The organism is Candidatus Cryosericum hinesii (assembly GCF_003570985.1).
Taxonomy (GTDB): Bacteria; Caldisericota; Caldisericia; order Cryosericales; family Cryosericaceae; genus Cryosericum; species Cryosericum hinesii.
The window spans coordinates 104,639-116,937 of the sequence record NZ_QXIW01000031.1; the positions used below are offsets into that span (position 1 = coordinate 104,639).

General features: G+C 55.7%; 13 protein-coding genes. 12 read left to right on the forward strand and 1 reads right to left on the reverse strand.

Annotated features, from left to right (window positions below; all coding sequences use genetic code 11):
• Positions 1–338: 338 nt before the first annotated feature.
• The 10 genes from SMC3_RS07065 to SMC3_RS07110 all read left to right on the forward strand — a co-directional run bounded on the left by SMC3_RS07065 (position 339) and on the right by SMC3_RS07110 (position 10,807).
• Positions 339–2,045 (forward strand): peptide ABC transporter substrate-binding protein, encoded by a 1,707-nt coding sequence (locus SMC3_RS07065; RefSeq protein WP_119086920.1) that lies wholly within the window; start codon positions 339–341, stop codon positions 2,043–2,045.
• Positions 2,046–2,230: 185 nt separating this feature from the next.
• The gene (locus tag SMC3_RS07070; protein ID WP_119086919.1) at positions 2,231–3,322 is read left to right on the forward strand and encodes a M24 family metallopeptidase; all 1,092 of its coding nucleotides are present in this window, start codon (positions 2,231–2,233) and stop codon (positions 3,320–3,322) included.
• Positions 3,323–3,438: 116 nt separating this feature from the next.
• Complete coding sequence (locus SMC3_RS07075; RefSeq protein ID WP_207799011.1) at positions 3,439–4,335, forward strand: glycyl-radical enzyme activating protein; 897 nt, start codon at positions 3,439–3,441, stop codon at positions 4,333–4,335.
• A 1-nt stretch (position 4,336) separates the two neighbouring features.
• Entirely contained in the window at positions 4,337–6,694 is a 2,358-nt protein-coding gene (gene hypD, locus SMC3_RS07080) for a trans-4-hydroxy-L-proline dehydratase (RefSeq protein ID WP_119086917.1), read from the forward strand.
• Positions 6,695–6,935: 241 nt separating this feature from the next.
• Positions 6,936–7,358, forward strand: a complete 423-nt coding sequence (locus SMC3_RS07085; RefSeq protein ID WP_119086916.1) for an ArsR/SmtB family transcription factor — start codon at positions 6,936–6,938, stop codon at positions 7,356–7,358.
• A 33-nt stretch (positions 7,359–7,391) separates the two neighbouring features.
• Positions 7,392–7,706 carry an arsenite efflux transporter metallochaperone ArsD gene (gene arsD / locus SMC3_RS07090; protein WP_119086915.1) on the forward strand — a complete coding sequence of 105 codons (315 nt, stop codon included), beginning with the start codon at positions 7,392–7,394 and terminating at the stop codon, positions 7,704–7,706.
• Entirely contained in the window at positions 7,703–8,590 is an 888-nt protein-coding gene (locus SMC3_RS07095) for an ArsA family ATPase (protein WP_119089964.1), read from the forward strand. Before arsD ends, SMC3_RS07095 begins: the two co-directional genes overlap by 4 nt.
• Complete coding sequence (locus tag SMC3_RS07100) at positions 8,583–9,488, forward strand: ArsA family ATPase (RefSeq protein ID WP_119086914.1); 906 nt, start codon at positions 8,583–8,585, stop codon at positions 9,486–9,488. The genes SMC3_RS07095 and SMC3_RS07100 overlap by 8 nt, the downstream gene beginning before the upstream one ends.
• Positions 9,488–9,868: a hypothetical protein gene (locus SMC3_RS07105; protein WP_119086913.1), complete on the forward strand. Its 381-nt coding sequence runs from the start codon at positions 9,488–9,490 to the stop codon at positions 9,866–9,868. Before SMC3_RS07100 ends, SMC3_RS07105 begins: the two co-directional genes overlap by 1 nt.
• Positions 9,869–10,570: 702 nt before the next feature.
• On the forward strand, positions 10,571–10,807 hold the full coding sequence (locus SMC3_RS07110) for a hypothetical protein (protein ID WP_126850808.1): 237 nt from the start codon (positions 10,571–10,573) through the stop codon (positions 10,805–10,807).
• On the opposite strand, the gene SMC3_RS07115 is transcribed toward SMC3_RS07110, so the two are convergent.
• Complete coding sequence (locus SMC3_RS07115) at positions 10,788–11,171, reverse strand: ArsR/SmtB family transcription factor (protein ID WP_119086955.1); 384 nt, start codon at positions 11,169–11,171, stop codon at positions 10,788–10,790. The two genes, SMC3_RS07110 and SMC3_RS07115, sit on opposite strands and share 20 nt — an antisense overlap.
• A 105-nt stretch (positions 11,172–11,276) precedes the next feature.
• On the opposite strand from SMC3_RS07115, the gene SMC3_RS07120 reads away from it, so the two are divergent.
• On the forward strand, positions 11,277–11,759 hold the full coding sequence (locus SMC3_RS07120; RefSeq protein ID WP_119086911.1) for a permease: 483 nt from the start codon (positions 11,277–11,279) through the stop codon (positions 11,757–11,759).
• Positions 11,756–12,298 (forward strand): permease, encoded by a 543-nt coding sequence (locus SMC3_RS07125; RefSeq protein WP_119086910.1) that lies wholly within the window; start codon positions 11,756–11,758, stop codon positions 12,296–12,298. Before SMC3_RS07120 ends, SMC3_RS07125 begins: the two co-directional genes overlap by 4 nt.
• The last annotated feature ends 1 nt before the right edge of the window (position 12,299 follow it).

Here is a 12,299-nt window from a genome sequence, read left to right on the forward strand (position 1 = left end):
TAGATTTCTACTGCATCTTCCCCCCACGCAGACTGAACCCGGTGGAACTACATCAACTAGCTCGGTTTCCGTTACGTATTGGTAGTGTGTGCCGTGACGTGCGTCATGTCAACAGGGCGTATTGCCTCATCCATTTTCTTTTCGAAATCGCATCGTTGCCTCATGAACAAACCTACTCGAACATACCAGATGCGTGCAGAAGCGCCGGTCACGAAGACCAGCGCTTCTGCATACGGCGATGTTGGCCGTGACAAGGATTTGTATTTTCCCCTCCAATTGATAGCATCAAGTGTAGTCGCGCGAGCGACAAATCCTGTTGGGAAATCGGAGGCTATTGCATGAGGAAAGCACTGTCACTTGTCTTGGTAACAGTACTTCTGGTCTCGCTGTTTGGTGGACTGTCTGTTGTACCGTCAGCTAAGGCAGTCGCTCAGGAGGTAACGTACAACATGGGGACTGAGCCCGCCACGATCGATCCGGGCATGGCCAATGGCGTTTCGGAAAACAATGTTGTGGCACAGGTCTTTGATGGGTTAACGCGTCTCGACAACAAGAATGCGCCGCAGCCCGCAATCGCAAAGAGCTGGACGATCTCCAAGGATGGGAAGACGTATTTATTTACGCTTCGCGATGCGTACTGGACAAACGGAACGCCCGTCACAGCATACGATTTTGAGTATGCATGGAAGCGTGCTCTCAGCCCGGAGCTGGCTTCCCCGTATGCCTACGCGCTCTACTATGTATATGGTGGTCTGGCATTCAACACATCCATCAAGGTCGGCAGCAAGTACTATGTCCAGACTGTCGACGCCAAAGGCAATCCTCTCACAAAGAAAGAAGGGGGCAAGGACGTCCCCGTTGCGAACATGGCGAAAGAGATCGATCCCAGCAAGAACATTGGCGTCAAGGCACTGAATGCCAAGACACTCAAGGTCTATCTCCAGTCTCCGGCTCCGTACTTCCTCAACTTGACGGCGACCGCTACGCTTTACCCGGTCTGCAAGGCTGTTGTCAGCACGAACGAGAAATGGGCTTTCGATCCGACGAACTATGTCACCGATGGACCGTTCAAGCTCACGCAGTGGTCACACTCTGATAAGATGGTCTTTGTCAAGAACCCGACATACTGGGATAAGGACAAGGTCAAGCTCACGAAGATCACCTACCTAATGGTCAATGATAGTTCGACTGCGCTTTCGATGTATGAGACCGGTCAACTGGATGCGGCGGTCTTGGTACCCTCCTCAGAGTTGTCCAAGCTGGTCGCCTCAGGCGATGTAAAGATCCTTCCATACCTTGGGACACAGTACTTCTTGTTCAATGTCCCCGAGAAGCCGTTCAGCGATGTCCGCGTGCGCAAAGCCTTGACGCTCGCAATCAATCGTCAGCAGATCACTACGGCCGTCACGAAAGGTGGGGAGATTCCCGCGCTGGCCGTGGTTCCTCATGGTATTGCAGACGCGCTTCCTGGCAGCGATTTCCGCACTGTGGGTGGTTCATACTTCAAGGACAACGACATCACAACTGCAAAGGCACTGCTTGCTCAGGCCGGCTATCCCAATGGCAAGGGATTCCCTGCCTTCACACTGACGTTTTCCAGCTCTGACCTGCACAAAGCCATGGCCGAAGCGATCCAGCAGATGTGGAAGAAGAACCTCGGTATCACCTGCACCCTGAGGAGCGAGGAGAGGGGCGTCTGGTTGGATGACATGGTCAATATCAATTATGATGTTTCATTTGCGGGCTGGATTGGTGACTACATGGACCCCAACACGTTCCTGGACCTGTGGGTCACGGGTGGTGGACAAAACAGCACTGGCTGGAGTAACAAGGTTTACGATGCTCTTATCGCAAAGGAAAAGGCCACTGTCGATCCGAAGGTACGCATGGCAGCCCTGCATGCCGCAGAGAAGATCCTCATGACGGAGATGCCTATTCTTCCAATCTACTTCTACACGAACCCTGTGCTCGTGAGCAAGAGCATCAAGAACTTCTACCAGTCGACGCTTGGAACTGTTGACTGGAAGACCGCTTATATGGGATAGCTGTCAGAAACTTCTTGACGGTGGCACTCAGGATCTAGACAAGAAGACAAGCGGGGGGCGGCCAGGCTTCCAACTGTTGTTGGAGGCTGGTCAGCCCCCGGCTGGCTACTGGTCGTTGATTGTCGAGATGAAAATTGTCTTCTCAAACGTCTGAAACTTGCCGACAAGGCGGAAAGGAAGTTTGTATGAAGAACCAGTACTATCAAAAACGGGTTGTGCAGTTTGCAGAGATCATGGACAAGGCCAATATCGACGCCTTCCTCACAATGGCCCCTTCAAACCAGCGGTATCTCACGGGATTTACCGGCGATGAGTGTTTCCTGCTTATCGTTGCCGGTGAGCCTCATTTGATCGTTGACAGCAGATTTACGACGCAGGCGCACGAGGATTCACCGGGGCTTGACGTTATTGAACACTCTTCGTCTGAAGGCAACCAGTGGGTCAGTGCTGTTGCATCGCTTCTTGCAAAACATCATGCGCACTGGGTAGGATTTGAACGCGAGCGCATCCCGTTTGCACAACTGGAGACGATTCAAGCGGCCACAGCGTTTGCAACGCTGGCGCCGACGAGGAATCTGGTGGAGGACTTGCGGAGGGCAAAGGATGCCACCGAGCTCGAGTCTATCCAGACTGCCGGGCATCTGGCTGATACTGCCTTCCGTGCCATGCTTACTCATTTCAAGGCCGGCATGACCGAGAACGATGTTGATGCGGAGTTGGAATATCAGATGCACAAAGCTGGGGCACTCGGGACAGCGTTTCCGACGATCGTCGGATCGGGTCCACGTGGCGCCATCTCGCATGCCATGCCGACATCCCGCGTCATCCAGAAGGGCGAGCCGGTTGTCGTCGATTTTGGTGTGCAATATCAAGGCTACCTTTCAGACTGCACAAGGACTATTGCAGACGGTGAACCCTCAAAGGAGATCGTCGACACCTATGCCAGGCTGCGTGTTGCCCAACAGGTTGGAGTTAGCATGGTGCGTGCCGGCGTCAGCTCACGGGCTGTCGATACCGCTGTCCGTGCCAAGCTGGCAGAGGACGGTCTTGGATTTGGCCATGGGCTTGGCCACAGTGTCGGACTCGAGATCCATGAGAACCCCCGTTTCTCGCCGTACTCCGATGCAACGCTCGTACCCGGGTATGTCATGACTGTGGAGCCCGGGGTCTATGTTGCTAATCACTTCGGGATGCGCATCGAGGATACGGTCATCGTGAGAGAGGATGGCTGCACGCCTATCACTGATCTTGGCAAAGACCTGGTGATCACGCGCTAGGACGTTCCAGAATATTGCGAGTAACCAGGCTGGAGTGATCACTCCAGCCTGGTACGTTTTGTATCCCATGATGAATATCCACATGGACTTCTAAGACGTTATGCTAGAATATCATTATGGATGGAATCGTTTTTAACATCATGCACTATGCTTTACATGATGGGCCGGGGATCCGCACGGTCGTGTTCCTCAAGGGCTGTCCACTGGCGTGCCGGTGGTGCCATAACCCCGAGAGCCAGAACCCAGATGCTGAACTAATGGTTGTGGCGGAACGGTGCACCGGGTGTGGGGATTGCCTGACGGCATGCTCGACGCATGCGGCAATCCTGGAGGGTGGAGTACCTGGGGCCACTGACGCGTGTACCGCATGTGGACAGTGTGTCGATGCCTGTCTCGCCGGGGCCAGGACGATTGCGGGCAGGATCATGACAGTGGCAGAGGTGGTAAGCGAACTCGTTCGGGACCGCGTTTTCTTCGAGGAGTCGGGCGGTGGTGTCACATTTTCTGGTGGCGAGCCCTTCATGCAGCCGGCATTCCTGAGAAATCTGCTTGAGGCGTGTCGAGAACAGGGCATATCGACTGCGGTCGAGACCTGCGGGATGACTGACCAAGGGGAATTGCTGGGGATGGCGGACAAGGTCGACCTGTTCCTGTATGACGTCAAGTTGATGGATACCGCGCGACATGGAGAAGCGACAGGCGTGGGAAACGAGACGATTCTGGTGAATCTAGCCACCTTGGTGGAGCATGGTGCGCAGGTGGTTGTGCGGTTTCCGGTCATTCCTGGACTCAACGATGATGACACAAATCTGACAGCGATGGTCGGCATGATGCATCATCTGAGGCTGGGTCGAATTGATCTTCTGCCCTATCACCGCATCGGGACGGACAAGTACCGGAGGCTTGGAAGGCCGTACCAACTGGCCGACCTGCAGCCTCCTTCAGCGGAAGCCATGGAGAACATCCGGTGCATGTTCGCAGACGCCGGCATCGAAGCATCGGTGGGAGGTTAACATGAACGAGCGCGTTGCACGTCTGCGTCAGGAGAGTCTTGACGCAGTACCCCGGCTGTCCCTGGAGCGAGCGCATCTGGTGACGGAGTTCGACCGGCAGGCGCGGGGATTGTCGGTACCTGTCTACCGCGCACGCCTCCTGCAGTACATTCTTGAACATAAGCAGCTATTCATCGGACCTGGCGAGCTGATCGTGGGCGAACGTGGCCCCGCGCCCAAAGCCGTGCCGTCCTTTCCGGAGCTGTGCTGTCACAGCATGCAGGACCTCACTGTCCTCGATACGCGGGAGAAGATCTCCTACAAGGTCGACGATGAGGGTCGCCGCATTCAGCAGGAGGAGGTCATTCCTGTATGGAACGGGCGGTCTATGCGTGACCGCATGTTTGCTCTGATGGAACCCGCATGGAAGGACGCCTACGAAGCCGGCGTGTTTACCGAGTTCATGGAGCAGCGCGCACCAGGTCATACTGTGCTGGGCGACGTCATCTATCACAAGGGGTTGCTGGAGCTGAAGGCGGAGGTGGCAGAAGCCATTGCCGGCCTCGACTTCCTGAACGACCCACAGGCAACCGCACGTCGCGAAGAGCTGCAGGCAATGGCCATTACCGCAGATGCGATGATGGGCTATGCAGAGCGCAATGCCGGCTTGGCCCATTCAATGGACAATGCAGAGCAGGACCCCGTGCGCAAGGCGGAACTTCTGCGCATCGCCGAGGTCTGCTCCTGGGTTCCGGCGCACGCTCCGCGCACATTCCACGAGGCGCTGCAGGCATACTGGTTTGTGCATTTGGGCGTCGTGACCGAACTCAACACCTGGGATTCGTTCTGTCCCGGGCGCCTCGACCAGCACCTGGAGCCGTTCTACGCAAAAGGGCTTGCCGACGGCACACTGACCCGCGAGTCGGCCATGGAACTCCTGGAGTGCTTCTGGGTCAAGTTCAACAATCAGCCTGCGCCGCCGAAAGTGGGTGTGACGGCTGCCGAAAGCGGAACGTATACGGACTTTGCCAATATCAATGTGGGTGGACTGTGCCCCGATGGTTCTGACGGTGTGAACGACGTCAGCTATCTCCTGCTCGACGTCATCGACGACATGCACCTGCTGCAGCCGTCCTCGAACATCCAGCTCAGCCGCAAGAGTCCAGACCGCTTCCTCAGGCGTGCCGCCGAGATCATCCGCGAAGGCTGGGGTCAGCCCTCTGTCTTCAATGCCGACATGGTCGTCGAGGAGCTCCTCCGCCAGGGAAAATCCGTGGTCGATGCCCGCATGGGCGGCATTTCCGGCTGTGTCGAAACCGGTGCGTTCGGCCGTGAAGCGTATATCCTCACTGGCTACCTGAACCTGCCCAAGATCCTCGAAGTGACCCTGCATGGCGGTCTGGACCCACGTACAGGCAAGGTCATCGGTCTGCACACGGGTGATCCGCGAACCTTTGCCAGCTATGACGAGATGTTTGAAGCATTTAAAGCGCAACTGTATCACTTCGTGGACATCAAGGTGCGTGGCAACAACGTTATCGAGCGGCTGTATGCCGAGCAGATGCCGGCACCGTTCCTGTCGCTTTTCGTGGAGGACTGCATTGCGCGCGGGCGTGACTACAACGACGGTGGCCCGCGGTACAATTCGACGTACATCCAGGTCACGGCACCGGGGAGCTGCACTGACAGCCTCTCTGCATTGAAGGCGCATGTCTTCGACCAGAAGGACCTGACTATGGGCGAGATCCTGGCGGCGGTCGATGTGGACTTTGTAGATCATGAGAAAACGCGGCTGCTGCTGTGGAACCGCTCGCCCAAGTATGGCAATGACGACCCGGCTGCCGACGACATCCTTGCTCGGCTCTTTGATGTGGTATTCGACGCGATCGACGGTCGTCCCAACACCAAGGGCGGGACGTATCACGTGAACTATCTGTCGACCACGGTCCATGTGTACTTTGGTTCGGTGACCGGCGCGATGCCGGATGGTCGCCGCGCATGGCAGCCGCTGTCAGATGGCATATCGCCTGTTCAAGGGGCTGACAGGAAAGGCCCGACCGCCGTCATCCGTTCAGCTGCTTGCATGGACCATGTACGCACCGGCGGCACCTTGCTCAACCAGAAGTTCTCGCCGTCACTGGTGGAAGGGGATGTGGGGCTCGGCGCGCTTACGCACCTGATCCGCTCCTATTTCACGCTGGATGGGCATCACATCCAGTTCAATGTCGTGACCGCCGCGACCCTGCGTGCCGCCCAAGCCGAGCCGGACAAGTACCGTGATCTCATCGTGCGCGTGGCCGGCTATAGCGACTACTTCTGCGATCTGACGCCTGGCCTGCAGGAGGAGATCATCGCACGCACCGAACAGCAGTCGTTCTGATTCGCCACAAAGGGGTAAGGGTGCCAGTACACTTCCCCCTCCACGCTGGGGAAGTGCCTTGTTGCGGTGAGACTGTTACACGTATGGAACCGTCCCGAAGTGTAACATTCTCTGCGTCCTTCGTGTCGAAGAACTCTTCCCTGACCTCCAATCCCTGAAAGAAGAAGATGGTACGTTCTTGACACATTGGAGCGTCGGCATATATTATATCGGTTGATAACGATATAATCGGAGAATGGCGATGCAGACGACTAGTGCAGGGAAGATTAACAGGATTTGGGTTGCAAAGGCGCTGGGGGACCAGACAAGAGCACGCATTGTCGGGCTCCTGGGTGTACGTGCCTTGTGTGTCTGTGAGCTGAAAGTTGCTTTGAGTCTGTCGCAGGCGACCGTCTCGGATCATCTGCGCGTTCTGGTTGAGGCGGGGCTCCTGATGACGTCCAAGCGGAGCTACTGGACGTTGTATACAATTCGCGACGATTTGCCGTCTGGGATCCTCGGCTTTATGTCTCTTCTCACGGCCCAGGTTCATGCCGAGTTTCCCGACGACCGGAACCGCTTGACAGATACTCCTGCGTTTGTCTGTAATGTGATTGCCAAGCCAATGCCCGCTGGACGGCACCAAGCTGAGCAGCACTCTCGAAAGCCCAGTACAAGCAAGTAGAACTGCTTCATATGAATCTTCAAGGAGGTCACGTTGAAAATCGAGTTCTATGAACCACCTATGTGTTGCACGACGGGGCTGTGTGGACCGTCTGTAGATGAACATCTTGTTCAGCTCAATGAAGATCTCAAACGTCTTCAAGGGGAGGAGCCTGGCATGATCGTTGAACGCTATGCGATCAATCAGCAGCCATTCAAGTTTCGCGACAATGCAGACGTCTATAAGCTAGTAACGGGCAATGGCAAAAAGATCCTTCCGGTGACTACTGTCGACGGCAAGGTTCTCAAGACTATGAGCTACCCATCGTACGATGAGATGAAAATTGCACTGACTGGAGGAATAGCATGAATCCTGAGTACGTCTTCTTCTCAGGCAAGGGCGGTGTCGGCAAGACGTCTATGGCATGCACGGCGGCGGTCTACCATGCAGACAACGGCAAGAAGACCCTCATCGTCACAACAGACCCGGCATCGAACCTGGCCGACGTATTCGAGCAGCCCATAGGCCACCACGTAACGCCCATTACCGGTGTTCCCAATCTGTGGGCCATGGAAATCGACCCGGACGAAGCCACCCGTGAGTACAAGGAGCGGTCATTGGCCCCCATGCGGGGTCTCTTTGACGACGAAATGTTGAAGGTTGTCGAAGAGCAGTTGAGCGGTCCGTGTACAGAAGAAATGGCTTCATTCGACAAGTTCACCGATTTCATGGAGGACGACAATTGGGATGTCATCATCTTTGATACGGCGCCAACTGGCCATACGTTGCGACTTCTGGAGCTTCCGGTCGAGTGGAGCAAGCACATCAAAGATAGTGCGGAGGGCAGTGGTCAGACATGCATGGGACCCGTCGCCCTGATTCAGGACAGCAAGAAGAAGTACGACGATGCTGTGGCGCGACTTCGTGACACAAGCCGAACGCAGTTCATCTTCGTCATGCAGGCAGAACAGACATCTCTTGAGGAGACGTCACGTTCGGTCACTGAGCTGGCAGCAATAGGCGTGACGACGTCGAGAATCATCGTGAACGGGCTTGTCCCTGAGGCTGAGACGGTGAATCCGTTCTTCCGGAAACGACGCGACATGCAGCTGACATACCTGGAGCGCGCCAAGCAATCGTATGCGGGGATACCGGTACAGACGATGGAGTTGCTCGACAGTGAGATCAAGGGAGTGGAGATGTTCCGTAAAGTCGCTCCAATGTTGTTTCAGAGGGGGGCGAGCAATGGCTGACATCGAGAGTTTGTTGCGTCCAAGTGCAAAGGGTGCCAGGCAGGTATTCTTCGCGGGCAAGGGTGGCGTGGGCAAGACGACCATGGCATGTCTGGCCGCGGTGCATGCTGCCAGACGCGGGTACCGAACTCTGCTCCTCACTACGGATCCTGCGGCACATACTGGCAGCGTGCTTGGGAAAAAAGTGACGGATCAGGTAGAAGTCATCGACGGCGTCCCGGGGTTGTTTGCCGCCAAGATCGACCAGAAGCAGGCAACAGAGGACTACAAGAAGGGTATTCTCGACGATGCGCGAGCCAAGTTCGATGAGGACACAATTCGGACGATGACCGAAGAACTGGCCTCCCCCTGCACTGAGGAGATGGCTTCGTTCCAGCGCTTCATTGACCTTTCGAGTACTCCAGGGTTCGATGTTATCGTCTTCGATACGGCGCCGACGGGTCACACGCTGAGATTGCTCGAGCTGCCTATGGATTGGAGTGAACAGATCAAGCTCAAGGCCACTGGCGGCACTGAGACATTGTCTGCTGGAGACCGCCAACAGAAGGACCGGTTTGACCGGGCAGTCACGACGATGCGGGATCCCGATCTGACGACGTTCAGTTTCGTCATGTATCCCGAGAGCACCCCAATTCTTGAGGCATCCCGCGCATCGGAGGAACTGGCGGGCATCGGTGTGGCAACGCAGCTTGTCGTGGCGAACCTGCTGATTGCGGAGGAACAGGCGACGACACCCTTCTTCCAGAAGCGGAGACAGCTTCAGTTGGGATACCTGGAAGAGATAAAGCGACGCTTTGCAGAAGCTGCATTGCTACGGGTTCCAATGATGGACAGCGACATTCGTGGTATCGACAAGTTGGACATGCTGGACAAAATCGTATTTGAGGGAGTTGCATAATGGCAGAGAATGTTGTTCAGATTGATGTCTACGGAATCTGGGACGAGGCTCCTGCAGCCTCGTCGTGCGGCTGTGGCGGGGGTGGGTGTGGCCCCAACGCTGCGCCAACGCCGACAATGGGCGAGATGTTCGAGAGTCTGAGGACGTCCCTCGGTGCGAGCGATATAGTAGATCAATGCTCGCTGAGGTTCATAGATGTCATGAAGGACAGCGACTCTCAGGTCAATGAGGTACGTCATCTGGCCGAAAGCGGGTACACTCTGCCACTGACAGCGTTGAACAGCAAGTGGTCGTTCTATGGTGGCATCTCAAATGATACATTCTACCTTAAGATCAAGGAACTGACCGGCAAGAAGACTGGAGTCGAGACTCGACGCTGACGCACTGACACAGCAACGACAACGTAAGCTGTATCGGATCTGATGGAGATGGGCAGCCTGCGTTGTTCGTGAGTCCTATGTTGTCATCCAGAGTGTTCGTCGAGGGGCTCGATCAGCTTGGGGAATCTACTTTGTCAAGCAGTCAAGAACACAGCAGATGGTCAACCAGTCTGGCGGAGGAAGCGTCTGGCAATGCGTCGACGCTGTGAGGATTGGGAGACTGGACACCAAGGTTACTGGTCCGTCATCCAACGTGTCCGGATGTGTTCCGGAGCGCGAATCGAGGAGGAGACATGAACGTATTCTACTGCGACGCATGCCGCACAAAATTTGAGACGGAGGGTACCAGGACTGAGTGGATCGACCGCACGTACGGACCCTGCATACGGTGGACCGCAGTATGTCCAACCTGTGGAGCCGAGTGTAGGCTTGCAGAGACTGTCCACGCACAGAGTGGAGGCAGCGGTATCGGCGGATCCATGGACTGGGGCGGAGGATCGGGGTGCGGGCCGTCCTGCAGGTGATGAAACTGAAACTCCTGGCAACCTTCGCGGGTATTGTCGGATTCAGTATCATCATCGTGGGATATCTCTTTAACTGGATCTTCTAGACCACTGAGCAGGAACGACCAGTACAGACCCCGGCCTCGTCGAGGCCGGGGTCTGTTTCTTCCTGGTGCAGCTGTGTCTGGTTCTAGCGTGCGTGTTCCTCGATCAACCCGACGACCTCGGTGAAGTCGATGTCATCGGCTTTGGCAGTCTCAAGCGTGGGAACGTAGTCGGCACCCCAGCCGCGACGCGTCTACACGGCGTCTTGCAGCTTCCTGAACTGCCGCTCGTGGTACAGGCGGAGGTCCGCCAACTTCTCCTTGGTCGATCTGCCGGAGGGGTTATAGCCGACCTCATTTCACAACTGCGTATCATAGCGGTCTTCCGGTGACAGGCACTCCACTTCCGTCATCGGCGTCGTGCGGTTCGTCCCGGCCGGGGTCGATGCCCAGGGACTTCTTCCTGTTTGTCAGGACACACCGCTCTGCACACGAAGCCAAGTCGAGAATGCATGGGACCGTAAGCGAGTAGCGGATTTGCGTGCCGATCCTCATGGCGTCTACGAGGCCTGCTTCCTTGAGGAGGGAGAGGTGCTTGGACGCTACGGACTTCTCGACCTCTGCCTCGGCAGCCAGTTCACAGACGCACCAAGGTCTGGTGGCAAGCCGAGTGAGCAAGAACACGCGCAACGGGTGAGCCATGGCCTTGAACATATGTGCTGTCAGTTCGCAGTGTATTCTCTCTTGTTCAGTCATAATGATATTGTTGCAAGGTTCGGAAACTTTGTCAAATTCACTCTTGACAAGGTTGCTAAGTTGCCGACAATGGAAACATAGCAAATACAATATGGAGAGGTACATGTGGAGAACTTGATTCTGTATGGTGTCGTCGCTGTCCTGTTAGTGTTCTCAATGATCAGAGACAGGGCCAAAACAAAGAAAGCCCTGATGAAGGGACTCAAGGCGTTTGAGGGCATCCTGTCGCAGTTCCTGATTGTTTTGATGCTTGTCGCGATCGTTCTGGCTGTGTTCGATCCTGCCACAATCTCGCGGCTGCTCGGTGCCGGCTCGGGTTTCATGGGAATCATGATTGCCTCACTTGTCGGGGCTATCACACTCATTCCTGGATTTGTGGCGTTCCCCGCAGCGGCAGAGCTGCTCCGGAATGGTGCAGGGGTAACACAGATAGCGGCGTTCGTGTCCTCGCTCATGATGGTTGGCATCGTGACCCTGCCTCTGGAAATCAGGTACTTTGGCAAGAAAGCGGCCATTGGTCGCAACACCCTTGCCTTCGCGTTTTCCATTGTAGCTGCGCTGTTTGTCGGATGGATGGTAGCAAGATGACGCTCAACAGCTTCCTGAAGAAATATCGTGCCACTCTCATGATGGTCGTCATCTTCGTGGCGTTCTTGTTCCTGTTTCCCTCCAAAGCTGCTTGGGCAGAGAAGTCCCTCTTTGATCAGTTGAGGACCATGTTCCTCGTGATGCCTCCGATTTTCGTCCTGTTGGGACTGCTGGATGTCTGGGTTCCACGAGAGACACTCATCAGGTACATGGGCAAAGGGTCTGGGCTAAAAGGGACTTCGCTGGGTATTGTCCTGGGTGCTGTTGCTGCAGGGCCTCTGTATGCGGCATTTCCGGTGGCGGCCGTCCTCATGGACAAGGGAGCCAGCTTCATGAACGTGCTCGTATTCATCGGAGCGTGGTCCACCCTGAAGATACCGATGTTTCTGTTCGAGATGCAGTCGCTTGGGGCGCGTTTTGCGGTCGCGCGGTTCCTTGTCGATGTCCCCGGCATCTTCCTCATTGCATTCATTTTGAACAAGTTGCTGACCGCGGAGGACGTTGAGAAGATCTACTCTGCGTCGCACGATGCCAAGTGAT

Excerpts from the sequence above, each read along its gene's own strand:
- SMC3_RS07065 (WP_119086920.1), top strand. The coding sequence starts at position 339 with ATGAGGAAAGCACTGTCACTTGTCTTGGTAACAGTACTTCTGGTCTCG.
- SMC3_RS07070 (WP_119086919.1), top strand. The coding sequence starts at position 2,231 with ATGAAGAACCAGTACTATCAAAAACGGGTTGTGCAGTTTGCAGAGATC.
- SMC3_RS07075 (WP_207799011.1), top strand. The coding sequence starts at position 3,439 with ATGGATGGAATCGTTTTTAACATCATGCACTATGCTTTACATGATGGG.
- hypD (WP_119086917.1), top strand. The coding sequence starts at position 4,337 with ATGAACGAGCGCGTTGCACGTCTGCGTCAGGAGAGTCTTGACGCAGTA.
- SMC3_RS07085 (WP_119086916.1), top strand. The coding sequence starts at position 6,936 with ATGCAGACGACTAGTGCAGGGAAGATTAACAGGATTTGGGTTGCAAAG.
- SMC3_RS07095 (WP_119089964.1), top strand. The coding sequence starts at position 7,703 with ATGAATCCTGAGTACGTCTTCTTCTCAGGCAAGGGCGGTGTCGGCAAG.
- SMC3_RS07100 (WP_119086914.1), top strand. The coding sequence starts at position 8,583 with ATGGCTGACATCGAGAGTTTGTTGCGTCCAAGTGCAAAGGGTGCCAGG.
- SMC3_RS07105 (WP_119086913.1), top strand. The coding sequence starts at position 9,488 with ATGGCAGAGAATGTTGTTCAGATTGATGTCTACGGAATCTGGGACGAG.
- SMC3_RS07115 (WP_119086955.1), bottom strand. The coding sequence starts at position 11,171 with ATGACTGAACAAGAGAGAATACACTGCGAACTGACAGCACATATGTTC.
- SMC3_RS07125 (WP_119086910.1), top strand. The coding sequence starts at position 11,756 with ATGACGCTCAACAGCTTCCTGAAGAAATATCGTGCCACTCTCATGATG.